Annotated in this window: 20 protein-coding genes and 1 pseudogene; 13 read left to right on the forward strand and 8 right to left on the reverse strand. The window is 72.9% G+C overall.

What is annotated here, in order from left to right:
• Positions 1-131: 131 nt before the first annotated feature.
• From IE242_RS13250 to IE242_RS13290, 8 genes and pseudogenes are all read left to right on the forward strand, one after another.
• Complete coding sequence (locus IE242_RS13250) at positions 132-749, forward strand: TetR/AcrR family transcriptional regulator (RefSeq protein ID WP_189858682.1); 618 nt, start codon at positions 132-134, stop codon at positions 747-749.
• Between the two features lie 300 nt (positions 750-1,049).
• Positions 1,050-1,253: pseudogene (locus IE242_RS13255) on the forward strand (molybdopterin dinucleotide binding domain-containing protein); the annotation flags it as partial.
• Positions 1,254-1,378: 125 nt separating this feature from the next.
• Positions 1,379-2,821, forward strand: a complete 1,443-nt coding sequence (locus IE242_RS13260; RefSeq protein WP_189858683.1) for a CitMHS family transporter — start codon at positions 1,379-1,381, stop codon at positions 2,819-2,821.
• Between the two features lie 72 nt (positions 2,822-2,893).
• Positions 2,894-4,258: an MFS transporter gene (locus tag IE242_RS13265; RefSeq protein ID WP_189858685.1), complete on the forward strand. Its 1,365-nt coding sequence runs from the start codon at positions 2,894-2,896 to the stop codon at positions 4,256-4,258.
• Between the two features lie 99 nt (positions 4,259-4,357).
• Positions 4,358-5,131 carry a hypothetical protein gene (locus IE242_RS37700; RefSeq protein WP_229858908.1) on the forward strand — a complete coding sequence of 258 codons (774 nt, stop codon included), beginning with the start codon at positions 4,358-4,360 and terminating at the stop codon, positions 5,129-5,131.
• A complete protein-coding gene (locus IE242_RS13280) occupies positions 5,118-5,972 on the forward strand; it encodes a class F sortase (protein WP_189858691.1) in 855 nt (284 codons plus the stop codon). The genes IE242_RS37700 and IE242_RS13280 overlap by 14 nt, the downstream gene beginning before the upstream one ends.
• Before the next feature lie 158 nt (positions 5,973-6,130).
• Positions 6,131-7,519, forward strand: a complete 1,389-nt coding sequence (locus IE242_RS13285) for an aldehyde dehydrogenase family protein (protein WP_189858693.1) — start codon at positions 6,131-6,133, stop codon at positions 7,517-7,519.
• A gap of 53 nt (positions 7,520-7,572) precedes the next feature.
• On the forward strand, positions 7,573-8,667 hold the full coding sequence (locus tag IE242_RS13290; RefSeq protein WP_189858695.1) for a zinc-binding dehydrogenase: 1,095 nt from the start codon (positions 7,573-7,575) through the stop codon (positions 8,665-8,667).
• Positions 8,668-8,698: 31 nt separating this feature from the next.
• Here the strand turns inward: IE242_RS13290 and IE242_RS13295 are convergent, their stop codons facing one another.
• The 3 genes from IE242_RS13295 to IE242_RS13305 form a co-directional block, all read right to left on the reverse strand.
• Positions 8,699-9,655, reverse strand: a complete 957-nt coding sequence (locus IE242_RS13295) for a DMT family transporter (RefSeq protein WP_189858696.1) — start codon at positions 9,653-9,655, stop codon at positions 8,699-8,701.
• Positions 9,656-9,771: 116 nt separating this feature from the next.
• The gene (locus tag IE242_RS13300) at positions 9,772-10,485 is read right to left on the reverse strand and encodes an ArsR/SmtB family transcription factor (protein WP_189858698.1); all 714 of its coding nucleotides are present in this window, start codon (positions 10,483-10,485) and stop codon (positions 9,772-9,774) included.
• A 61-nt stretch (positions 10,486-10,546) separates the two neighbouring features.
• A complete protein-coding gene (locus IE242_RS13305; RefSeq protein ID WP_189858700.1) occupies positions 10,547-11,218 on the reverse strand; it encodes a TetR/AcrR family transcriptional regulator in 672 nt (223 codons plus the stop codon).
• Between the two features lie 114 nt (positions 11,219-11,332).
• On the opposite strand from IE242_RS13305, the gene IE242_RS13310 reads away from it, so the two are divergent.
• From IE242_RS13310 to IE242_RS13320, 3 genes are all read left to right on the forward strand, one after another.
• Positions 11,333-12,484: an acyl-CoA dehydrogenase family protein gene (locus tag IE242_RS13310; protein WP_189858702.1), complete on the forward strand. Its 1,152-nt coding sequence runs from the start codon at positions 11,333-11,335 to the stop codon at positions 12,482-12,484.
• A gap of 79 nt (positions 12,485-12,563) precedes the next feature.
• Positions 12,564-12,851: a YiaA/YiaB family inner membrane protein gene (locus tag IE242_RS13315; protein ID WP_189858704.1), complete on the forward strand. Its 288-nt coding sequence runs from the start codon at positions 12,564-12,566 to the stop codon at positions 12,849-12,851.
• A gap of 111 nt (positions 12,852-12,962) precedes the next feature.
• Complete coding sequence (locus IE242_RS13320) at positions 12,963-13,589, forward strand: TetR/AcrR family transcriptional regulator (RefSeq protein WP_189858705.1); 627 nt, start codon at positions 12,963-12,965, stop codon at positions 13,587-13,589.
• 13 nt (positions 13,590-13,602) lie between these two features.
• Here IE242_RS13320 and IE242_RS13325 read toward each other — a convergent pair whose 3' ends face one another.
• Positions 13,603-14,064, reverse strand: coding sequence for a MaoC family dehydratase (locus IE242_RS13325; protein WP_189858708.1), 462 nt, complete (start codon positions 14,062-14,064; stop codon positions 13,603-13,605).
• 128 nt (positions 14,065-14,192) lie between these two features.
• On the opposite strand from IE242_RS13325, the gene soxR reads away from it, so the two are divergent.
• The gene (gene soxR, locus IE242_RS13330) at positions 14,193-14,726 is read left to right on the forward strand and encodes a redox-sensitive transcriptional activator SoxR (protein WP_189858710.1); all 534 of its coding nucleotides are present in this window, start codon (positions 14,193-14,195) and stop codon (positions 14,724-14,726) included.
• A 43-nt stretch (positions 14,727-14,769) separates the two neighbouring features.
• On the opposite strand, the gene IE242_RS13335 is transcribed toward soxR, so the two are convergent.
• Complete coding sequence (locus IE242_RS13335; RefSeq protein ID WP_189858712.1) at positions 14,770-15,837, reverse strand: RNA ligase (ATP); 1,068 nt, start codon at positions 15,835-15,837, stop codon at positions 14,770-14,772.
• Positions 15,838-16,361: 524 nt separating this feature from the next.
• Positions 16,362-16,964 carry a hypothetical protein gene (locus tag IE242_RS13340; protein ID WP_189858714.1) on the reverse strand — a complete coding sequence of 201 codons (603 nt, stop codon included), beginning with the start codon at positions 16,962-16,964 and terminating at the stop codon, positions 16,362-16,364.
• Between the two features lie 291 nt (positions 16,965-17,255).
• Between IE242_RS13340 and IE242_RS13345 the strand changes: the two genes are divergently transcribed.
• Positions 17,256-20,123 (forward strand): penicillin acylase family protein, encoded by a 2,868-nt coding sequence (locus IE242_RS13345; protein WP_189858715.1) that lies wholly within the window; start codon positions 17,256-17,258, stop codon positions 20,121-20,123.
• 32 nt (positions 20,124-20,155) lie between these two features.
• Here the strand turns inward: IE242_RS13345 and IE242_RS13350 are convergent, their stop codons facing one another.
• Positions 20,156-21,469 carry an alpha/beta hydrolase gene (locus tag IE242_RS13350; RefSeq protein WP_189858717.1) on the reverse strand — a complete coding sequence of 438 codons (1,314 nt, stop codon included), beginning with the start codon at positions 21,467-21,469 and terminating at the stop codon, positions 20,156-20,158.
• A 139-nt stretch (positions 21,470-21,608) separates the two neighbouring features.
• Positions 21,609-22,859 carry an exo-beta-N-acetylmuramidase NamZ family protein gene (locus tag IE242_RS13355; protein ID WP_189858719.1) on the reverse strand — a complete coding sequence of 417 codons (1,251 nt, stop codon included), beginning with the start codon at positions 22,857-22,859 and terminating at the stop codon, positions 21,609-21,611.
• Positions 22,860-22,861: the final 2 nt, after the last annotated feature.

A 22,861-nucleotide genomic window follows, 5' to 3' on the forward strand; every position in this document is an offset into this window, starting at 1 on the left:
GGCGACGAGGACCCACGGCTGACCGTCCGCGAGGTCCGCCTCTCGCCCGTTCGCCGGCCCCGCCGCACCAAGGCCCGACGTGACGGGCGCACCCGCACCGGGCGCCCGTCGCACCCGGGGGGAAAGAGATCATGAAGCCCGTGTTCCGAGCGACCTCGCTGCGCCGCGCACCCGTGCAGCGCCGCAGCGCCGAACGACTGACCAGAATCCTCGACGCCTGCGCCGACCTCCTCGACGAGGTGGGCTACGACGCCCTGAGTACCCGCGCCGTCGCCCTGCGCGCGGGTGTGCCCATCGGCTCCGTGTACCGCTTCTTCGGCAACAAGCGCGCGATGGTCGACGCCCTCGCCGAGCGCAACCTCGCCCGCTTCACCGAGCGGGTCGCCGAGCGCCTGGGTGAGACGCACGACGGGGGCTGGCGCGCCGCCGTGGACGTCGTCCTGGACGAGTACCTCGACATGAAGCGCACCGCTCCCGGCTTCGGCCTCGTCGACTTCGGCAACCAGATACCGGTCGGCACCCGCCGTGCGGCACCCAACCACCGCGTCGCCGACCGCCTCGGCGAACTCCTCGCCGGCCATATCGGCCGGACGCCCGACGAGGATTTGCGCCGCACCTTCCTGGTCGCCGTGGAGACCGCCGACTGCCTGGTCCACCTCGCCTTCCGCACCGCCCCGGACGGGGACGAGCGGATCATCGCGGAGATGCGGGCGCTGCTGCGGGCGTATTTGGGGAGGGCGCTGGACTGAGGCCGCGGATCGGCGGGCGCCGGGAACTCCCCGAGATGCGTACCGGTCGGTATGCTCCTGGTGAGTCGTGTGCCACCCCAGCCATGCGTCACTGCCGCCGCTGCCCGGGAGGACCCCTGTCCCGTACGGTCGGCGCCACTGCCACCGAATCCGCCGGAACCATCGCATCCGCCGCAACCACCACCGACTCCCGTACGGCCCTGCGCGTCTGCCCTCTCTGCGCGGCCGCCTGCGGCCTGGTCGGTCGAGGGCGCCCGGGTGACCCGAGCGCGCGGGGACCGGGACGACGTGTTCAGCATCACCGACTCCGTCCGGCCGGGCGTCGTCAGCCTTCCGCGCGGCTGGGGGCACGACCGGCCCGGCACCCGGATGCGGCAGGCCGCGCTCGACCCCGGCGTCAACGTCAACCGTCTCCTCGACGGGCCGCAGCTCGACCCGCTGTCGGGCAACCCGGGGCTCAATGGTGTGCCCGTCGAGCTGTCGCCGATCGAGACGAGGCTGTGACCTGGAGTTTTGCGCTTATTGCTCGCGTGTCAACATCTTGTTAACGCTCGTTGGCCCGCCCTAACGTCGCTCCATCCGCCGTCCTTCCGGTGGCTGTTCAAGGGCGAACGTTAGGTGTCCAACTCATGCTGACCATCCTCGGCTTCGCCATGATCGCGACCTTCCTGGTCCTGATCATGATGAAGAAGATGTCGCCGATCGCGGCGCTCGTGCTGATCCCGGCGCTCTTCTGTGTGTTCGTCGGGAAGGGTGCCCATCTCGGCGACTACGTCATCGAGGGGGTGGGCACCCTGGCGCCCACCGCCGCGATGCTGATGTTCGCGATCGTCTACTTCGGCGTCATGATCGACGTGGGCCTCTTCGACCCGATCGTGCGGGGCATCCTGCGCTTCTGCAAGGCGGATCCGCTGCGCATCGTGATCGGTACGGCCCTGCTCGCCGCGATCGTGTCGCTGGACGGCGACGGCTCGACCACCTTCATGATCACGGTCTCGGCGATGTACCCGCTGTACAAGCGGCTGGGAATGAGCCTGGTGGTGATGACCGGTGTCGCCGCCACCGCCAACGGTGTCATGAACACCCTGCCCTGGGGCGGTCCCACCGCCCGCGCCGCCACCGCGCTGAAGCTCGACGCCGCGGACATCTTCGTCCCGATGATCCCGGCGCTCGCCGCCGGACTCCTCTTCGTCGTGATCCTCGCGTACGGGCTCGGCCTGCGCGAACGCAAACGGCTCGGTGTGCTGAGCCTGGACGAGGTGCTGGAGAAGGAGCAGGAGAGCGAGACGGTGCTCGTCGGCGCCGGTGCCGGTGCCGAGGGGGCGTCGGGGGCCGGCAAGGGGCGTACGCCCAAGGCCGTCGGCGGCTCCGGCGCCGGTACCGATGCGGACGCCTCCGGCGACGACGGTGAAGGCGGCGGCGACGCGCGCCTGCAGGGCCTCGACCCGAACCGCCCGACGCTGCGCCCCAAGCTGTACTGGTTCAACGCGCTGCTGACCGCGGTGCTCCTCGCCGCCATGATTATGGAGCTGCTGCCGATCCCGGTGCTGTTCCTGCTCGGCGCCGCCCTCGCCCTGACGGTCAACTTCCCGAACATGGCCGACCAGAAGGCGCGGCTCGCCGCCCACGCCGACAACGCCCTGAACGTCTCCGGCATGGTCTTCGCCGCCGCCGTCTTCACCGGGGTGCTCCAGGGCACCGGCATGGTCGACAGCATGGCCAACTGGCTCGTCGACGCCATCCCCGAGGGCATGGGCCCGCACATGGCGCTGGTCACCGGCGTGCTCAGCCTGCCGCTCACGTACTTCATGTCCAACGACGGCTTCTACTTCGGCGTCCTGCCGGTGCTCGCCGAGGCCGGTGCCGCGCACGGGGTGTCGCCGCTGGAGATCGCCCGCGCCTCGATCGTCGGCCAGCCGCTGCACATGTCCAGCCCGCTGGTGCCGGCCGTGTACGTGCTCGTCGGCATGGCCAAGGTCGAGTTCGGTGACCACACCCGGTTCGTGGTGAAGTGGGCGGCGCTCACCTCGCTCGTGGTGCTGGGGGCCGGGATCCTGATGGGCATCATCTGAGCGATCATGTTCGGTAGTTGTCCGTAGTCGTTCGTAACTGTTGTCAGTAGTTGTTCGAGGAGGCACGTCATCGTGAGGCCCGGTGGGAACCGTGGCTGGCTGCTCCGCCTCGTCATCGCCTTCGGTTTCGCGCAGGGGGCGGTGTCGATGGCCCGGCCCGCCGTGTCCTACCGGGCCCTGGCGCTGGGCGCCGACGAGGGCGCGGTCGGTGTGATCGCGGGGGTCTACGCCCTGCTCCCGCTGTTCGTGGCCGTGCCCCTCGGCCGCCGTACCGATCACGGGCGGTGCGCGCCGCTGCTGCCCGTCGGTGTCGTCCTGATCTCGGGCGGCTGCGCCCTGAGCGGGGTCGCGGACTCCCTGGCGGCGATGGCGGCCTGGAGCGGGGTGATGGGGCTCGGCCACCTCTGCTTCGTGATCGGCGCTCAGTCGATCGTGGCCCGCCAGTCCGCGCCGCACGAGCAGGACCGCAACTTCGGGCACTTCACCATCGGCGCCTCGCTCGGCCAGCTCGTCGGGCCGATCGCCGCGGGCGCGCTGATCGGCGGCCGGGACATGGCGGGCACGAGCGCGCTGGCGCTGCTCGTCGCGGCGGCCGGGGCGGCGGTCGCGTGCACGTCGCTGTGGCGCATCGAGCACCGTACGGCGCCCACGTCCCGTGCGAAGGACGCCGAACGGGTCCCCGTGCACCGCATCCTGCGCACGCGGGGCGTGCCCGGGGGCATCTTCGTCAGTCTCGCCGTGCTGTCCGCGACCGACATCCTCACCGCGTACCTGCCGGTGGTGGGCGAGCACCGGGGCATCGCGCCGTCCGTGATCGGTCTGCTGCTGAGCCTGCGGGCGGCGGCGACCATCGCGTGCCGGCTCGTGATGACGCCCATGCTGCGGCTGCTGGGCCGGACCGCGCTGCTCACCGTGACCTGTCTGCTGGCCGCCGTGCTGTGTGCCGGGATCGCGGTGCCGGTGCCGGTGTGGGCGCTGGCCGTGATGCTCGCGGTCCTCGGGTTCTGCCTGGGGGTCGGACAGCCGCTGTCCATGACCACCGTCGTGCAGGCCGCCCCGGACGGCGCCCGGTCCACCGCGCTCGCGCTGCGGCTGACCGGCAACCGGCTCGGCCAGGTCGCCGCGCCCGCCGCCGCGGGCCTGGTCGCCGGGGTCGCGGGAGTGGCCGCGCCCTTCGTGATGCTGGGCGCGCTGCTGCTGCTGTCCTCGGCCACGGCCCTGCGCTCGACCGCGCGGCCGGAGAGCGGAACCGAGCGCGGAGCGGAGAGGGATACCGAGCGCGGAGCCGAGACCAGAGCCGAGACCAGAGCCGAGACCGGAACCAGGCGCGGAACGGAGAACGGATCGGAGCGCGGAACGGGAGCGGGAGGGGTCGCCGGAGCCCGGGCCCGGTGCCGGCGGGCCAGGGCCTCGTTGGGCCGGAAGGGCGATATCTGACGGGCCGCGGGGCGCGGCACGCACACCTGCGCGTGCGGATGGACGGAGAGTCGGGTGAAAGCCGATTTGTGTGAATATCACCTGACCCGGAGGTCATGTATGTCCACCTCGTTCCTCCCACGCCGCTCGGGAGCGCGCTCCGGCGCCGTCGGCCTCGCGGCGCTCGCCGTCACGGGAATCGCCCTTTTCGCAGCCCCCGGCGCCGTCGCGGCTCCCGGTGACAACGGGGACGTCACGCCTCGGGTGCAGGGCGTGGCCGTCGCCCCGCAGAACGGTCAGCCGGCGGTCTGCCGGTTCCAGCTCGAGGCCACCGGCTTCGACACGGTCCAGGGTCTCGACTGGACCATCGAGCCCCAGCCCGCCAAGCCCGGCGGCAGCGCGCTCTCCGGCTCCCTCTCCCTCGTCAAGGGAGCGGGCAAGTCCGAGCCCCTGACGGCTCCGGAGGGGGCGTACCGGCTCACCTGGAAGATGCTCGGCGGGGCGGGCGCGGGCAAGCAGAAGGACTTCAAGGCGGAGTGCTCGGACTCCAGGCAGTCCGCTGCCAGCCCCAGCGCCGCCAGCCCCGGTGCGGCGTCCCCCGGCGCGGCGAGCCCCGGTACCGCCAGGCCCGGCGCCGTCAGCCCGAGCGCCGTGAGCCCGGGCGTCGTCAGCCCGAGCGCCGCGACTCCCAGCGCCGCCCGTCCGCGCGCGACCGTGAGCAACGCCGCCGGTCCGCAGGCCGCGATCGGTCCCAACGGCGGGCCGCCCGCCGGTGGCGGCGGCCTCGCGCAGGACTTCTCGACGGTCGCGGGCGCGGCGGCCGTCGGCTCGGCCGCGATCGGCGGTGCGATGTACCTCCGGATGCGCCGTCGGCGCGCCGATGGCGCTGCGTAGAGGCGTCCAGCGGCCCTGGCTCCGGAGGCGCGCCTACCGCCTGGCGAGGACGGTCGTGGTGGCCGTCTCGCTGCTGGTGGGCGGCGTCTGGTGGGCGCAGGACGACGAGCCCGCCGAGGTGGCCGGGGCCCGGACCGACGCGCGTGGTGCGGGGGCACCACGCGCGTCGGAGTCCTCGGGGGCCGTGTCCGCCCCGCCGGCCTCCACCCCGTCGGCTCACCGGTCACCGGTCTCCGCCTCGCCGGCCCGTACCCCCTCGGTCCCCGCCTCGCCGGCGTCGCCCGGCGGGGCGCCGGCCCGCCCGGCGCCCGCCGGCTCCGCCTCCGCCCGTCCTTCGTCCCCCGGCGCGCCGCGGCCGCTGCCGCGGTCCCGGGCGGTCCGCGTCGACATCCCGTACCTCGACATCGAGGCGCCCGTCACGGGCCTGCGCCTCGACGACCGGCGCCGGCTGCCCGCGCCCGACGAGAGCAGGCCCGAACTGGTCGGCTGGTACGAGCAGGGCCCGGCACCCGGCGGCCCCGGCACGGCGGTCGTCGTCGGCCACCGTGACACCCGGAGGGGGCCGGCCGTCTTCGCGGCGCTCGGCGCGCTCGGTCCCGGCCACGTCGTGGAGGTACGGCGCGCGGACGGGCGTACCGCCGTCTACACCGTGGACACCGTGCGGACGTTCGAGAAGGACGGCTTCCCGAACGAGGAGGTGTACGGCCGGCGGGACCGCCCGGAGCTGCGCGTGATCACCTGTGGCGGCGACTACGACCGCGAGAGCGGCTACAACAGCAACATCGTCGTCTTCGCGCACCTTACGGCGGTCAGGGAGCCGGGCGGCGAGGTCGGCTTCTGACGTTCCCCGGCGCGCTGGGGGTGTGGTGGCGGCGCGGCGGGGCGAGTACTCCTGGACGGACCCCTCTGGTGACAGAAAACTATCGTCGCTAGTTTAGGGGGCCGGGTCGACGGCGACCGATCGCCGCGGCCGACGATGCCCGCCCCGGGGAGGACACGATGAAGGCACACGACGGCATGTACATCGACGGCGCCTGGCGGCCCGCCGCCGGGACGGACACGATCGAGGTCGTGAACCCCGCCGACGAGCAGGTGATCGCCCGGGTCCCGGCGGGCACGGCCGAGGACGTCGACGCCGCCGTACGAGCCGCGCGCGCCGCCCTCCCCGCCTGGGCCGCCACCCCGCCCGCCGCACGCGGCGCCGTCCTCGGCGCCCTGCGCGACGCGCTCGCCGGCCGCCTGGACGAGATCGCCGGGACGGTCACGGCGGAGCTGGGCTCGCCGCTCGCGTTCTCGCAGAAGGTGCAGGTCGGGATGCCGGTCATGGTGGCCGGGTCGTACGCCGAGCTGGCCGCGGCGTACCCCTTCGAGGAGAAGGTGGGGAACTCCACCGTCTACCAGGAGCCGGTCGGCGTCGTCGCCGCGATCACCCCCTGGAACTACCCGCTCCACCAGATCGTCGCCAAGGTCGCCCCCGCGCTGGCCGCGGGCTGCACGGTCGTCCTCAAGCCCGCCGAGGACACCCCGCTGACGGCGCAGCTCTTCGCCGAGGCCGCCCACGAGGCGGGCGTCCCGGCCGGCGTCCTCAACCTCGTCACCGGCCTCGGCCCGGTCGCGGGCCAGGCCCTCGCCGAGCACGCGGGCGTGGACCTGGTCTCCTTCACCGGTTCCACGGCGGTCGGCCGGCGGATCGGCGCGACGGCGGGCGCGGCGGTGAAGCGCGTGGCCCTGGAACTGGGCGGCAAGTCCGCCAACGTCATCCTGCCGAGCGCCGACCTCGCCAAGGCGGTCAACGTCGGCGTCGCCAACGTCATGTCCAACTCCGGCCAGACGTGCAGCGCCTGGACGCGCATGCTGGTGCACACCTCCCAGTACGAGGAGGCGGTCGAACTCGCCGCCGCTGCCGCCGCGAAGTACGGCGACCGCATCGGTCCCCTCGTCAACGCGGGGCAGCAGGAACGCGTGCGCGGATACATCGAGAAGGGGATCGCGGAGGGCGCGCGGCTGGTCGCGGGCGGCCCGGAGGCCCCGCGCGAGCGTGGCTACTACGTCAGCCCGACCGTCTTCGCGGACGTGACGCCGGAGATGACGATCGCGCAGGAGGAGATCTTCGGCCCGGTGCTGTCGATCCTCCGGTACGAGGACGAGGACGACGCCGTACGGATCGCCAACGGCACGGTGTACGGGCTCGCGGGCGCCGTGTGGGCCGGGGAGGAGGCGGAGGCGGTGGCCTTCGCGCGGCGGCTGGAGACCGGGCAGGTGGACATCAACGGCGGGCGCTTCAACCCCCTCGCGCCCTTCGGCGGGTACAAGCAGTCGGGCGTCGGGCGGGAGCTCGGTGCGCACGGGCTGTCCGAGTACCTGCAGACCAAGTCCCTCCAGTTCTGATTCCGTCCTGCCGATCCCGTCCTGCTGATCCAGTCCCAAGGGAGTCACCCGCCATGGCCGTCCGTGCCGTCCGCGCCGTCGTAGTGCCCGCCGTCGGAGCCCCGCTGGAGATCACCGGGATCGACCTGCCGGACCCCGGTCCCGGCCAGGTCCGTATCCGGCTCGCCGCCGCCGGGGTCTGCCACTCCGACCTGTCCCTGTCCGACGGCACCCTGCGGGTGCCGGTCCCCGCCGTCCTCGGCCACGAGGGCGCGGGCACGGTCGTCACCGTGGGCGAGGGCGTCACGCACCTCGCGCCCGGCGACGGCGTGGTCCTCAACTGGGCGCCCTCCTGCGGCACCTGCCACCCCTGCTCGCTCGGCGAGGTCTGGCTGTGCGCCGACGCCCTCAGCGGCGCCGCCGACGTGCACGCCCACCGTGCCGACGACGGCACCGGCCTGCACCCCGGCCTGAACGTCGCCGCGTTCGCCGAGGAGACGGTCGTACCCGCCTCCTGCGTCCTGCCCGCCCCGGACGGCGTCCCGCTCACCGACGCCGCCCTGCTCGGCTGCGCGGTCCTCACCGGCTACGGCGCCGTCCACCACGCGGCGAAGGTCCGGCCCGGCGAGACGGTCGCCGTGTTCGGCGTCGGGGGAGTGGGCCTGGCCACCCTCCAGGCGGCCCGGATCGCGGGCGCGTCGAAGATCGTCGCCGTCGACGTCTCCCCGGAGAAGGAGGAGCTGGCCCGCGCGGCCGGCGCCACCGACTACGTGCTCGCCTCCGACACCACGGCCCGCGAGATCCGCGCCCTCACCGGCAAGCAGGGCGTCGACGTGGCCGTGGAGTGCGTGGGCCGCGCGGTCACCATTCGCACGGCCTGGGAGTCCACCCGGCGCGGCGGCCGTACGACGGTCGTCGGCATCGGCGGCAAGGACCAGCAGGTCACCTTCAACGCCCTGGAGATCTTCCACTGGGGCCGCACCCTGTCCGGCTGTGTCTACGGCAACGCGAACCCGGCCGAGGACCTGCCGGTGCTGGCCGAGCACATCCGGGCCGGCCGGCTGGACCTCGGCGCCCTGGTGACCGAGCACATCGCGCTGGACGGCATACCGGCCGCCTTCGAGAACATGCGGGCGGGCAAGGGCGGCCGGGCGCTGGTGGTGTTCTAGCGGGCGTCCCGCCCCGCCCGGCCGGGCGTGCTCACGCCGACTCCGGGGTGCGCTCGGGCCGCGGTTCCGCCACGTCCGGCGCTGTCGCGGCCCGAGCCGTCCGCGACCGCGACACCGCCACCCCCGCCAGACACAGCACCCCGCCCACCAGCGTGAACAGCCCCGGCACCTCGCCGAGCGCCACCCACGACATCACCACGACCAGGGCCGGAACCGCGTACGTCGTCGCGCCCATCCGGCTCGCGGTCGTCCGGGCCAGGGCGTACGCCCACGTGGTGAAGGCCAGGGCCGTCGGGAACACACCCAGATAGACCATGTTGAGCGTCGCGGAGACCGGCGCGTCGGCCGCCTCGGACACCAGCTGCCCGGCGAACGGCAGACAGAGCACCGCCCCGACCAGGCACCCGAACGTCGTCGCCTGGAGCGCGCTCGCCCGCGCCAGGGCCGGCTTCTGGGCGACGACACCGCCGGCGTACGCGACTGCCGCCAGCAGACACAGCACCACCCCGAACACCGAGGAACCGCCCCCGCCCGACATGGACAGCCCCACGGTCACCGCACCGGCGAACGACACCGCCATCCCCGCCAGCAGCCGCGGCGGCATCGCGTCCCCGAGCAGCCGGGCGCCGAGCAGCGCGATGAGCAGCGGGCCGACGTTCACGACCAGGGCGGCGGTACCGGCGTCCACCTGCTGCTCGCCCCAGTTCAGGACCACCATGTAGAAGCCGAACCAGAGCACCCCCGATATCGCGATCCCGCGCCAGGCCGAGCGCGGCGGCCACCCTTCCCGCCGTACGAGACAGATCGCCCCCAGTGTCAGGGCACCGGCCAGCAGCCGCCCGAGGGCCAGTGCGCCCGGCGAGTACGCGGCACCCGCGCTGCGGATCGAGACGAAGGCGGAGGCCCACAGCACCACGGTGACGGCGGCGGCGCCCGCGGCGAGCAGCTCCGTCCGGCGGGCCGGGTGTGAGAAGGGGTGGTTCATCATGCTCCCGAGGTTAGGGAAGAGACGGTTCGAGGGCTCGCGTATTTCGGACGGCGCAGGGCACCGGACGATGCTGTGCAAGGGAGCCGGACGATTCTGTGCAGGGGGACGGGGCGGGCTCAGCGCAGCGCCGCCGCCCCGATGCCCAGCAGGCCGGACAGGGCCTGCTCGCCGGCCTCCGTCACCTTGACCGCCCGCCCGGAGCCGATGCGCACGCACCAGCCCGCGTCCAGCGCGTGCCGGCACAGCGCCGCGCCCGCGACGCCCGCGAGATGCGGACGGCGCTCGGTCCAGTCGAGGCAGGCACGGGCCAGCGGGCGGCGCCCGGTGCGGTCGAGGCGGATCCCGGCGGAGCCGAACCAGGCCAGCCCCGCCTCGGTGAGCGCGAAGCCGGTGTCCTGGACCAGCAGCCCGCGTGCGGTGAACGCGTCGGTGAGCGCGATACCGAGCCGCCCGGCCAGGTGGTCGTAGCAGGTACGGCCGCGCGCCAGCGCCGACCCGGCGCTCGACTCCCGCAGCGTGCGCGGGCGCCGGGCCCCGGCCTCCGGCGCCACCTGCGCGGCCAGGTCCTCCACCAGCTGTGCGACCCGCGCGCCGGCCAGCCGTACGTACCGGTGCCGGCCCTGCCGTTCCTCGGCGAGCAGCCCGCCCGCGACCAGCTTGCCCAGATGCTCGCTCAGCGTGGACGGGGCGACACCCGCGTGCCGCGCCAGCTCCCCGGCGGTCCACGCCCGCCCGTCGAGCAGCGCCAGCAGACAGGCGGCCCGCGTCTCGTCGGCGATCAGGCCGGCCAGCCGGGCGAGTCCCGGTGCTCCGGCGTCCTTGGAGGTCATGGATCCCAGCATGCGGTACGGACGCTTCGGTGCCCGCCGAAGTGTTCCGCGCCGCAGTTCTCTACGCGGATGCGTTCTGGGCGGATGCGTCCTGGGCAATCGACCTCACCTGCTCGTACTGCTGCGCCAGCCCGTCCAGCAGCGCCGTCAGACCGGTCTCGAAGGCCCGCTCGTCGATCTTCTCCTGCCGGTCGGCGAGGAGATGGGCCTGGCCGAGGTGGGGGTAGTCGGCGGGGTCGTAGGCCGCCTCGTCGTCCACGAAGCCGCCGGCGAAGGAGCCGAGGGCCGAGCCCATGATGAAGTAGCGCATCAGGGCGCCGATGGAGGTGGCCTGGGCCGGGGGCCAGCCCGCCTGGACCATGGCGCCGAAGACCGCGTCCGCGAGGCGCAGGCCGGCCGGGCGGCGGCCGGGGCCGCGGGCGAGGACCGGGACGATGTTGGGGTGGTCGCGCAGGGCCGCCCGGTAGGAGACGGCCCAGTCGTGCAGGGCGGTCCGCCAGTCCCGGCCGTCCTCGAACATCGACAGGTCGACCTGCGCGCTCACCGAGTCCGCGACCGCCTCCAGGATCTCGTCCTTGGTGCGGAAGTGGTTGTAGAGGGACGGGCCGCTGACACCCAGTTCGGCGGCGAGGCGGCGGGTGGAGAGGGATGCCAGGCCCTCGCCGTCGACCAGCTCCCGTGCCACGGCGACGATCCGGTCGGTGCTCAGGAGGGGCTTGCGCGGTCGGGCCATGGCGCACATAGTAGGGCTGCGCCGTAAAACTAGCAGTGTTAGTTTCTGTGCGTCGCTTCGTGGGCCGCCTTCGTGGACCGCCTTCCCGGTTCCCTTCTTGTGGGGTGACATTTCGTGAACCTTGAGCTCAGCGAGGAGCAGGTCGCCGTGCGGCGGCTCGCCAGGGACTTCGTCGAGGGCGAGATCGCCCCGTATGTCGTCGAGTGGGACCGGGCCGAGGCCGTGGACCGCTCGATCGTGAAGAAGCTCGGCGAGGTCGGCTTCCTCGGGCTCACGATCGACGAGGAGTACGGCGGCAGCGGCGGCGACCACCTCGCGTACTGCCTGGTGACCGAGGAGCTCGGGCGCGGCGACTCCTCCGTGCGCGGCATCGTGTCCGTGTCGCTGGGGCTGGTCGCCAAGACCGTCGCGTCCTGGGGGAACGAGGAACAGAAGCGCCGCTGGCTGCCCGGACTCACCTCGGGGGAGTACGTCGGCTGCTTCGGCCTCACCGAACCCGGCACCGGCTCCGACGCGGGCAACCTGTCCACGCGCGCGGTGCGGGACGGCGACACGTACGTGATCAACGGCGCCAAGATGTTCATCACCAACGGCACCTGGGCCGACGTCGTGCTGCTCTTCGCGCGGTCCACCGACGCCCCCGGGCACAAGGGTGTCTCCGCGTTCCTGGTGCCCACGGACACGCCCGGGCTGACCCGGCGGACGGTGCACGGCAAGCTCGGGCTGCGCGGGCAGGCCACCGCCGAGCTGGTCCTGGAGGACGTGCGGGTGCCCGTGAGCGCGATGCTCGGGCCCGAGGGCAAGGGGTTCGCCGTCGCGATGTCCGCGCTGGCCAAGGGGCGGATGTCGGTGGCGGCGGGGTGCGTCGGGATCGCCCAGGCCGCGCTGGACGCCGCGGTGTCGTACGCGACCGAGCGCGAGCAGTTCGGCAAGACCATCGCCCACCACCAGCTGGTGCAGGAGCTGATCAGTGACATCGCCGTCGATGTCGACGCGGCGCGGCTGCTGACCTGGCGCGTCGCCGATCTGATCGACCGAGGGCAGCCCTTCGCCACCGAGTCCAGCAAGGCGAAGCTGTTCGCCTCCGAGGCCGCCGTGCGTGCCGCGAACAACGCGCTCCAGGTCTACGGCGGGTACGGCTACATCGACGAGTACCCGGTGGGGAAGCTGCTGCGGGACGCGCGCGTGATGACCCTCTACGAGGGCACCAGCCAGATACAGAAGCTCGTCATCGGGCGGGCGCTGACCGGCGTCTCGGCTTTCTGATCCCGGTGCCCGCGTCTGAGTAGGCGGGTGAGTACTTCGGCGGATGTGGTTCCGGCCATGTCCGCCGATCCTTTTCCGCATGAGTGAGACACCGGTCAAGCAGCAGTCCACGGCCGCCTTCTACGGGCAGGCCGTCGCCTCGTTCGCCGTCGCCATGGCGGCCACGGCCGTCGGTATCTACCAGCTGGACGCGGACGCCTGGGTCCGGGGTTTCCTGGCCATCGCCGTGCTGTACCTCGTGACCTCGGCCTTCACCCTCGCCAAGGTGATCCGCGACCGGCAGGAGGCCGGGCAGATCGTCAGCCGGGTCGACCAGGCCCGGCTGGAGAAGCTCCTCTCCGAGCACGATCCCTTCGAGAAGCTGTGAGGGTGTGCAGCTCCGATCCGTCGCCGCATACGCGCTGAGCGGGCTCTCTAAGCAACCGCTCACCTTCGGGGGTATGGTGTTCACCCTGCCACGGGAAGGGGCGAACGAGCGATGAGTACGGCGGAGGAGACGGCCGGCGGCGAGACGCAGCCGTGGGGCGAGGTCACCCCGGACGCGGCCCGGAGGCTGCTCGTCGCCGCGGTGGAGGCATTCGCCGAGCGCGGCTACCACGCGACGACGACCCGTGACATCGCGGGCCGCGCGGGCATGAGTCCGGCCGCGCTCTACATCCACTACAAGACCAAGGAAGAGCTGCTCCACCGGATCAGCCGTATCGGGCACGAGAAGGCCCTGCGGGTGCTGCGGACGGCGGCCGAGGGCGAGGGCACCCCCACCGAGCGGCTCGCCGAGGCCGTACGGTCCTTCGTGCGCTGGCACGCCGGGCAGCACACGGTCGCCCGGGTGGTGCAGTACGAGCTGGACGCCCTCGGCCCGGACGCGCGCGCCGAGATCGTGGCGCTGCGGCGGCAGAACGACTCGACCGTGCGGGAGATCATCGAGGACGGTGTGGCGGCCGGCGAGTTCGACGTGCCCGACGTGAAGGGCACCACGCTGGCCGTGCTGTCGCTCTGCATCGACGTGGCCCGCTGGTTCAACGTGAACGGCCCCCGGACGCCCGACGAGGTCGGCGCGCTCTACGCCGACCTCGTGCTGCGGATGGTCGGGGCCGAGAAGTAGCCCCGGGCGCGGCTCAGAAGTAGTAGCGGGCCACCGACTCCGCCACGCACACCGGCTTGTCGCCGCCCTCGCGCTCGATCGTGACCGCGGTGGTGATCTGCACCCCGCCGCCCGCCTCCGTGACATCGGCGAGGGTGACGGAGGCGCGCAGCCGGGAGCCCACCGGCACCGTGGCGGGGAAACGCACCTTGTTGGTGCCGTAGTTGACGCCCATCTTCACGTTCTCGACCTTGAGTACCTGCGGCACCAGCAGCGGCAGCAGCGACAGGGTGAGGTAGCCGTGCGCGATGGTCGTGCCGAACGGGCCCGCGGCGGCCTTCTCCGGGTCCACGTGGATCCACTGGTGATCGCCCGTGGCCTCGGCGAAGAGGTCGATGCGCTTCTGGTCGATCTCCAGCCAGTCGCTGTACCCGAGCTGCTCGCCCACCGCCGCCTTCAGCTCGTCGGCGGATGTGAAGATCCTCGGCTCTGCCATGGTGCGTCCTCCCGCTTCCCGGCTGTCTCCGGGCCACAGTGCAATGTCTAAGCAACTGCTTAGCATGGTGGGGTCGCGGGCCCCTGTCAACGGACGGGCGCCGACAGGGGGTAGGTAGGCTCTGACAGGTGCCCCAAATTCCCCAGGCGATCCACGAGTTGACCGTCGGCCAGCTGTCGGCCCGCAGCGGCGCCGCCGTCTCCGCCCTGCACTTCTACGAGTCCAAGGGCCTGATCAGCAGCCGCCGCACCAGCGGCAACCAGCGCCGCTACAGCCGCGACGCGCTGCGGCGCGTGGCCTTCGTACGGGCCGCGCAGCGCGTCGGCATCCCCCTCGCCACGATCCGCGAGGCCCTCGCGGAACTCCCCGAGGAGCGCACCCCGACCCATGAGGACTGGGCCCGGCTGTCCGAGTCCTGGCGGTCCGAGCTCGACGAGCGCATCAAGCAGCTCAACCGGCTGCGCGACCACCTCACCGACTGCATCGGCTGCGGCTGTCTGTCCCTGGACGGCTGTGTGCTGTCCAACCCCGACGACGTCTTCGGTGAGCGGCTGAGCGGCTCCCGACTCATGGTGGCGCGAGGCTCGGCCCGGCGCGCGGCGCGGAAGAAGGAGCAGGAGCAGGAGCAGGAGCGGGCGGAGGCGGCCGGGGACTGCCGCTGAGCGGTTCCCGGCCGCCCGCGCCGGCCGTACGGAGGCCGCGGGCCTACTCGTACTCCGTGCCGCCCTTCCGTGTCAGGTACGCCGGACTGACCGCCTTCGCGATGGCCCGCCCGCCGGTCACCGGGCTGTACCGCTCGATGACGGGCCGGATCACCACTCCCTCGCGCAGATGCAGTGCGCGCCCGGACACCGTCTCCCGGCCGGTGGCGGTCGCCAGGACGCGGTCGATGTCGTACGGGCCCTCGTACAGCCGCGGTACGAGCGGCAGTCGGCCCGTCAGGTGCTCGGCCGCGTCCAGCCAGCGGGTCTGGCCGCCGATCTCCGCCGATACGTCGAAGACGGCGTAACCGAGCGTGTCCCGGCGGCCGTCGGCGCCGTAGGCGAGGTCCTGCACTCCGGCCCCGTACACCTCGGCGAAGACGCCGACCCGGCGCGCGCCGAGCCGCTCGGCGAGTGCGGCCGCTGCCTCGGCGACGCCGTGGGCGTGCACCGCGCGCCAGTACAGGTTGCGCGGGTCCTCCTTGAGGGCCAGCGACCTGGCGCCGAAGCCCTTCGAGGAGACGTGGACGCGGCCCTCGCCCGCGACGTAGGTCAGCAGGCAGGCCGAGCCGTGCAGTTTCTCGGTCAGGACGACCGGCTCGCCGGGGGCGAAGAGGTCCGGGTAGCGCTGGATGTTCTCGATGTCGACCCAGGGCAGCAGGTCCGGGGCGGACTCGACGTCGCCGCTCATCGTGGGCGGTATGGGCGGTACCCACTTGGTGATGCCGAGCACCTCGGCGAAGTCGGTGCCGTCCGCCGCCGCCCGCGCCAGGTCCACGTCCGCGAGCGCTCCCGGGCGGCACACGATGCCCTGCGACAGCTCGCCGCGCAGCCGGACCGCCTTGACCCGGTTCGCCTCGCCGCCCGCCAGGCGGCCGGTCAGGCCCAGCTCCTCGATCAGCGCGGGCGGGAGCACGGACTGCTCCGGGATGTAGACGGCCGTCTCGCCGGTGCGGTACGCGCCCTTCGCCACGACGGCCCGGTACAGGCCCACCTGGGCCAGCTCGAGCGCGTCGGCGTTCGGATGCTCGTGGACGGTCAGCGTTTCGGCGGTGACGCGCAGCGTCGACATCGGGGCTCCTCGGTGGGTCGGGTGAGACGCATCGCCACCGACTGTCCCGAAGAAAAAGGGCTGGAGCGACCGGAATTCGCCCTGTTACGGTCGATCTTCGCGGTATGCGCCGGGCGGCGTGTGCCGGAACGGCGCGTCCCCGGCCGGTCCCTCCGTCACCGAGTGGGCATCGTCGGACGCGGCCCGGACGCCGGTGGCCGCCCCGACCGGTACCCGGAGCCTGACCCGGGCCCGGCCCGGACCCTGACCCGGGTCCGTACGGCCGGGAGCGTCGCCGCTCCGGCCCTGTCCTCGGGTGCCGGCGGCACAGCCGCCACTGACGACGCGGTATGCCGCGCGGCATACCGCCCGTGCCCGGCATCGCCGGTGTCGACCGGTGTCGAGAGCGCGACCGTACTCGGCCCTTCGGGTCTCGGCGCCCCCCGGGCGCTCGGCTTCTTCCCCTGCCCGGCTTCTGCCGAGCCGGGGCACCCCCTTGAGCACGGACCCCCCATGGTCTCCCGACACCGGAGTGCTCCTTCGGCTCAGGCCGACACGAGCAGCCGTCCGCACCTGGCGTCCGCCAGGGCCTCGGGTGTCAGTACGGGACGCGGCACCACGATCCCGCACTCGGTGCAGACCGGGCCCGACGACGGCTCGTGGGCCAGGTCGTACTTCCAGGTGAGGTGCTTGCCCTCGCACACCGGGCAGACCGCGCCCGGCTCGCGCTCCAGCGCGGAGATCAGCCGGCGCAGCACCTCGGCCAGTGGTTCATGGGGGTGGACATGCGGATCGTCGCACCAGGCGACGCCGAATCCGCCCCAGGTCAGCCGGTGCCAGTCGTCCACACTGCCCGGCCTGCGCAGCCCGTCGTGCTTCTCCTTCTTACGGCGCTGCGCGAACTGCTCCTCGTACGCGAGCCAGACGGAGCGGGCCTCCTCCAGCTCGTCCAGTGCGGCCACGAGCCGCGCCGGATCCGGGGAACGGTCCTCCGGACCGAACCCGGCCCGGGAGCACAAATGGTCCCAGGTCGCCCGATGCCCGTACGGGGCGAACCTCTCCAGGCACTTGCGCAGCGAATAACGCCGCAGTGCCAGATCACTCCTGGGGTCGCGCACCTGTCTCGCCAGACTCCGGAATCCGGCCATCGCCCTGCACCTCCGTCACACCTGCACCTGAACTTCGGTCACTTCGGCGTCGTCGTCGTACGGACGTCGCCGAATAGACGTATCGACACGCGATTCGGCTCCATTCGATTTCGGATGACCTCCATAAGGCATCCGTCGAACGGTTCTCGGCCGCTCGTCCCCCGTGCCACCGGCGATTTCCGGGTGTCGGCGGTCTGTTGGCGCCTCCCGAAAACTTGACGCATGTTCATCTCCAAACTCGGGGATACCGGCGGTAACAGTCCGGTCCACCCCCGTCGGGAGGTAGCTGTCATGACCTGGCGCACCCCATGCACCGCCCTCGACAGACTGAGAACTCCCCGCCGATTCCGTGAGTTCCTCACGACGGCCTCCATATGCGTCCTCGGAGCGGGACTTCTCGTCCCGCTGTCCCCGGCGACCGCCGCGGAACAGATTTCCACTGGTACGGGATCGGCCGCACCGGCCGTCGTCGGGGCGGAACCGGCAGCCACCGCGGCGGAATCGGGCACCGTCGGCGCGGCGGCGGCCGCGGACCACTGCGGCGGCCAGTGCTCCGACATCCTGCCGCCCGGCCAGAACGGCAACGCCACCCTCGCCCAGATCCTCCTCCACCAGGCCTTCGGCACCCGGCCCGCGCACTCCGGCGACCGGCTCGGACCGTACGCGAACCTCGCCACCGGCTATCCGGCCCTCACCGACGCCAAGATCAACGAATTCTTCGGCGACGCCTCCTTCGGCGTCCCCGCCGACCAGGTCGCCTCCACCCTGAAACCGGCCGGCCGCACCGACGTCACCATCGTCCGCGACAAGAAGACCGGTGTGCCGCACATCACCGGTACCACTCGATACGGCACCGAGTTCGGAGCCGGCTATGCGGCCGCCCAGGACCGGCTGTGGCTGATGGACGTCTTCCGGCACGTGGGCCGCGGCCGGCTGACCCCCTTCGCCGGCGGCGCCCCCTCCAACCAGGCCCTGGAGCAGCAGTTCTGGCGCACCGCGCCCTACACCGAGGCCGAGCTCCAGGCCCAGATCGACCGTGTCTTCGCGACCAACGGCGCCCGCGGCGAGCAGGCCCTCGCCGACGCGACCGCCTACCTCGACGGCATCAACGCCTACATCGACGCCTCCGACCGCGGCCGTTACTTCCCCGGCGAGTACGTCCTGACCGGCCACAAGGACTCGATCACCAACGCCGGCACCATCGAGCACTTCGAGCTCACCGACCTGGTCGCCCTCGCCTCCGTCGTCGGCGCCCTCTTCGGCTCCGGGGGCGGCGGCGAGGTGAACAACGCGCTCTCCCTGCTGGCCGCCCAGTCCAAGTACGGCGTGGCCGAGGGCACGAAGGTGTGGGAGTCCTTCCGGATGCGCAACGACCCGGAGGCCGTCCTCACCGTCCACGACGGCAGCTTCCCGTACGGGGCCAGGCCCGAGGACCCGCAGGGCAGGGCCCTGCCCGATCCGGGCTCGGTGACACAGGAGCCGCTGGTGCACGACCGCACCGGCAGCGCGGCCACGTCCACCGCCGCCGACACCTCCGCCACGGCCGCCGCGCAGGCCCTCACCTCGGCCCGGCGCGGTATGTCCAACGCCCTCGTCGTCAGCGGCGAACACACCGCGAGCGGCCACCCGATCGCCGTCTTCGGCCCCCAGACCGGCTACTTCGCGCCCCAGCTGCTCCTGCTCCAGGAGCTGCAGGGCCCGGGCATCAGCGCCCGCGGCGCCTCCTTCGCCGGACTCAGCATGTACGTCGAACTCGGCCGCGGCCAGGACTACGCCTGGAGCGCCACCACCTCCGGCCAGGACGTCATCGACACGTACGCGGTCGAGCTGTGCCAGGACGACCACCACTACCTGTACCGCGGCACCTGCACCCCGATGGAGAAGGTCGAACAGACCAACAGCTGGAAGCCGACCGTCGCCGACGCGACCGCGGCGGGCTCCTACCGCATGCAGGCGTGGCGGACCGCGTACGGCCCGGTCACGCACCGCGCTACGGTCGACGGCAAGAAGGTCGCGTACACCACCCTGCGCTCCTCCTATCTGCACGAGGTCGACTCGGTGATCGGCTTCCAGATGCTGAACGACCCGGGCCACGTCACCGGCCCGGAGAGCTTCCAGAAGGCCGCCCAGCACATCAACTACACCTTCAACTGGTTCTACGCGGACTCCGAGCACACCGCGTACTACAACAGCGGCGACAATCCCGTGCGGGTCACGGACGTCGACGCCGAGTTCCCGGTGTGGGCGCGGCCGGCGTACGAGTGGCGCGACTGGGACCCGGGAACGAACACCGCCCGGTACACCCCGCCCTCCGCGCACCCCAACTCCGTCGACCAGGACTACTACATCTCCTGGAACAACAAGCAGGCCGAGGAGTACACCGCGGCCCCCTGGGGCAACGGCTCGGTGCACCGCGGCGACCTGCTGGACGACCGGGTGCGAAAGCTGGTGGACGGGGGCGGTGTCACCAGGGCGTCGCTGGTCAAGGCGATGGCCGAGGCGGGCCTCGCCGACCTGCGGGCCGAGGACGTGCTGCCGGAGCTGCTGAAGGTCCTCGACAGCGCGCCGGTCACCGATCCCGCGGTCGCGGCGGCGGTGACGAAGCTGAAGGACTGGGTCGCGGCGGGCGGACTGCGCACGGAGACCGCGGCGGGCTCCAAGAAGTACGCCCACGCCGACGCGGTCCGCATCCTCGACGCCTGGTGGCCGCTGCTGGTGAAGGCCCAGTTCGAACCGGGCCTCGGCAGTGACCTCTACACGGCGTTCACGGCGAACCTCCCGGTCGACGAGGCCCCGTCGGCCGCGCACGGCCCGACCGGCGCGCACGCCGGCAGCGCCTTCCAGTACGGCTGGTGGTCCTACGTCGACAAGGACGTACGGTCCGTCCTCGGCGAGCAGGTGCAGGGGGGCCTCGCCCGGACGTACTGCGGCGGCGGCACCCTCGCCGGCTGCCGGGACGTCCTGACCCGCACGCTCAAGGAGGCGGCCGGGCGGACCGCGGCCCAGGTCTACCCGGGCGACGACGGCTGCGCGGCCGGTGACCAGTGGTGCGCCGACTCGGTCGTCCAGCGGCCGCTGGGCGGCATCGAGCACGGGCGCATCAGCTGGCAGAACCGGCCGACGTACCAGCAGGTCGTGGAGTTCACGTCGCACCGGTAGCGGAGCGCGGGCGGCGCTGTGCCGGCGGCGGGTCAGACGACGCGGCCCGCCGCCAGCACCACCCGTGCCAGCTCCTGGTGGCAGATGTCGCTGTGCGCGCCGGCCGGCGGGCCGCCGCGCCGTACCACCGACGCGGCGTCGATGTTCACACAGCCGGACGTGGGCAGGCGCAGCCGGAGCGTGTCGGCCAGCCCGAGGGCGGGGGTGTCCGGCACCGCCCGTACCCCGTCGTGGCCGAGCGCACCCCACTTGGCGCCCAGGAGGCGGCCGGCGTCGAAGCCCGTGAGCGAGTGGGAGTCGCCCGCCGTACGGGCAGCGAGGGGGTAGAACGTGCCGAGCGCCGAGTCGTGGCGGGAGTGGCAGCACACCAGGGGGCCGTCGATGCGGTTCTGCTGGCCGTGCAGGACCCCGCCGGACCGGGGGTCGTGCGGCAGCCGGGCGGCGAACGCGTAGTGCGAGAAGGCGCCCTGGAGCAGCGTCACGCCCCCCACGGTGCGCACCCCTCTGGGCAGCCCGCGCAGCGCGAACGACACTAGCCGCGCCCCGAAGCTGTGCCCCACGAGGTGCACGCGCACGTCCGGGGCCGTCTGCGCGAGCTGTCCGACGGCCCGGCCGAGCCCGCGCTCGCCGACGGTTCCCGCGCGCCGCTTCATCGCGAAGTAGGTGGCCTGGCGCAGGAGTTCATGGGCGCCGTCCCACAGTCTCGGCGGTCCGGCGGCGCGGATCCCGGCGGCGGACTCCGTCTCCGCGAGCGCCCCGGCGAACTCGCCGCAGATCGCGACCGTGTCCCCGAACAGCATCTCTGGATCACCCTGGGGTACCCCGCCGGCGAGGGTGTCCGCCGCGAACGCGGCCTGCGGGCCCTGCGGCCGCACCTCCACCAGGAGCCGTACGAGACGGCCGAACTCGTCCAGCGCCCCGGCGTCGTCCGGCCGCTGGTCCAGCAGCCGGGCCAGCTGGTCGACGACGGTGGCCCGCCCGGGGAACGTCTCCAGCAGCGCGTGCCGGCTGCCCTTGTCGAGCACCGGGCGCGTGGGCGGCGCCGCCGTCGCCGGGGCGAAGCCGGAGACGCGTTCGTCCGCGAACCGCATCGAGGGCCACAGCACTCCCACGTACCCCAGGGGTGCGTGCGGCGCGAGGTCCGGGAACGGCGCGAAGAAGCGGCTGTAGAGCCGGGTCGCGGCCGCGCGGTCGTTGTTCCAGCCGTGCGCGAAGACGACCAGGTGCCGTACTCCCCGCCGGACGACCTGCGTGAGCAGCCGCTCCCGCTGCCGGTCGTCCACGTCTCCGTCCGCGTCGAACGTCAGCTCCCAGTAGGGAGACACGCTCATCTCCGGCTCCGCCATGGCGAGCCCCTTCCGGCCCGGTACGTCGTGCGACCTGCATCGTCCCGCCGGTGGCGGCGGTTGGCCAGACGTCGCGTACGGCAGGCGGCGTTCGAATCGATGTGCTGATCGCGGGGACGCCGGGGTGCCGGGACGGGGGCTAGCGGTAGCGGAGGTACCGTGCGCGCACCCGCCGGAACGCCGTCAGTTCGTCCTGCCAGGCGCCCACGACCTCGTCGGTGCCCGCTCCCGCGTCGATCGCCGTGCGGACCAGCGTGGAGCCGGTGAGCTTGTCGATCCAGTGGTCCGGGCGCCAGGCGAAGCCGCTCCACACCCGCTTCGCGGTCACCAGGAGACCGACGCCGGTACGTACGGGGTCGAACGCGGCCCGGTCGTGGACGTGCAGCTGCACCCCGCCGACCGTCTTCCCCTGGAACTTGGAGAACGTGGGGGCGAAGTACGCCTCCCGGAAGCGCACGCCCGGCAGATCGAGCCGGTTCGCCTCCTCCGCCCACCGCCGGTCGATGCCCTCGGCGCCGAGCAGCTCGAACGGGCGTGTGGTGCCGCGCCCCTCGGACAGGTTCGTCCCCTCGAAGAGGCAGGTGCCGGAGTAGACGAGGGCGGTGTCGGGTGTCGGCATGTTCGGGCTGGGCGGCACCCAGGGCAGCCCGGAGGCGTCGTGGAAGTCCGACCGCCGCCAGCCGGACATCAGGACGGTGTCGAGCGGCACCGGAGTGCTCAGGAACTCCTCGTTGAACAGCAGGGCCAGCTCCGCCACCGTCATCCCGTGCGCCTGCGCGATGGGCTTGCGCCCGACGAACGTGGCGAACTCCTCGTGCAGGACGGGCCCCTGGGCCCGGCGTCCGGTCACGGGGTTCGGCCGGTCGAGCACCACGAACCGCTTGCCCGCGAGCCGGGCCGCCTCCATGCAGTCGTACAGCGTCCAGATGTACGTGTAGAAGCGGGCGCCGACGTCCTGGATGTCGAAGACGACGGTGTCCACGCCGGAGGCGGTGAAGACGTCGGCGAGCGGCTGCCCGCTCTTGAGGTACGTGTCGTAGACGGGCAGTCCGGTCGCCGGGTCGTCGTGGCGGCCCTCGGAGCCGCCCGCCTGCGCGGTGCCCCGGAAGCCGTGCTCCGGGCCGAAGACGGCGACGAGGTCCACGCGGTCGTCGGCGTGCATGACGTCGACGATGTGACGGACGTCGCGCGTGATGCCGGTGGGGTTGGTGACCACGCCGACCCGCTCTCCGTCGAGCAGGGCGTAGCCGCCGGCCGCCAGCCGTTCGAAGCCGGTCCGCAGCCGCCGCCCGCCGCCGGTCCCGTGCGCAGCGTCCGCGGCGGCCGGAGCCGCCGTCAGCGCGGCGGCGGCCGTGCCGGCGGCGAGGAGCCCCCGTCTCGTCACTGTCATGG

The sequence above is a fragment of the Streptomyces poonensis genome (assembly GCF_014650915.1).
GTDB classification, from domain to species: Bacteria; Actinomycetota; Actinomycetes; order Streptomycetales; family Streptomycetaceae; genus Streptomyces; species Streptomyces poonensis.

Bases quoted from the DNA above. Each gene is read 5' to 3' on its own strand.
- IE242_RS13280 (WP_189858691.1), top strand. From the start codon at position 5,118: ATGGCGCTGCGTAGAGGCGTCCAGCGGCCCTGGCTCCGGAGGCGCGCC.
- IE242_RS13335 (WP_189858712.1), bottom strand. From the start codon at position 15,837: ATGTCGACGCTGCGCGTCACCGCCGAAACGCTGACCGTCCACGAGCAT.
- IE242_RS13300 (WP_189858698.1), bottom strand. From the start codon at position 10,485: ATGACCTCCAAGGACGCCGGAGCACCGGGACTCGCCCGGCTGGCCGGC.
- IE242_RS13295 (WP_189858696.1), bottom strand. From the start codon at position 9,655: ATGATGAACCACCCCTTCTCACACCCGGCCCGCCGGACGGAGCTGCTC.
- IE242_RS13350 (WP_189858717.1), bottom strand. From the start codon at position 21,469: ATGGCGGAGCCGGAGATGAGCGTGTCTCCCTACTGGGAGCTGACGTTC.
- IE242_RS13320 (WP_189858705.1), top strand. From the start codon at position 12,963: ATGAGTACGGCGGAGGAGACGGCCGGCGGCGAGACGCAGCCGTGGGGC.
- IE242_RS13290 (WP_189858695.1), top strand. From the start codon at position 7,573: ATGGCCGTCCGTGCCGTCCGCGCCGTCGTAGTGCCCGCCGTCGGAGCC.
- IE242_RS13345 (WP_189858715.1), top strand. From the start codon at position 17,256: ATGACCTGGCGCACCCCATGCACCGCCCTCGACAGACTGAGAACTCCC.
- IE242_RS13340 (WP_189858714.1), bottom strand. From the start codon at position 16,964: ATGGCCGGATTCCGGAGTCTGGCGAGACAGGTGCGCGACCCCAGGAGT.
- IE242_RS37700 (WP_229858908.1), top strand. From the start codon at position 4,358: ATGTCCACCTCGTTCCTCCCACGCCGCTCGGGAGCGCGCTCCGGCGCC.
- IE242_RS13355 (WP_189858719.1), bottom strand. From the start codon at position 22,859: ATGACAGTGACGAGACGGGGGCTCCTCGCCGCCGGCACGGCCGCCGCC.
- IE242_RS13285 (WP_189858693.1), top strand. From the start codon at position 6,131: ATGAAGGCACACGACGGCATGTACATCGACGGCGCCTGGCGGCCCGCC.
- IE242_RS13315 (WP_189858704.1), top strand. From the start codon at position 12,564: ATGAGTGAGACACCGGTCAAGCAGCAGTCCACGGCCGCCTTCTACGGG.
- IE242_RS13250 (WP_189858682.1), top strand. From the start codon at position 132: ATGAAGCCCGTGTTCCGAGCGACCTCGCTGCGCCGCGCACCCGTGCAG.
- IE242_RS13325 (WP_189858708.1), bottom strand. From the start codon at position 14,064: ATGGCAGAGCCGAGGATCTTCACATCCGCCGACGAGCTGAAGGCGGCG.
- IE242_RS13260 (WP_189858683.1), top strand. From the start codon at position 1,379: ATGCTGACCATCCTCGGCTTCGCCATGATCGCGACCTTCCTGGTCCTG.
- IE242_RS13305 (WP_189858700.1), bottom strand. From the start codon at position 11,218: ATGGCCCGACCGCGCAAGCCCCTCCTGAGCACCGACCGGATCGTCGCC.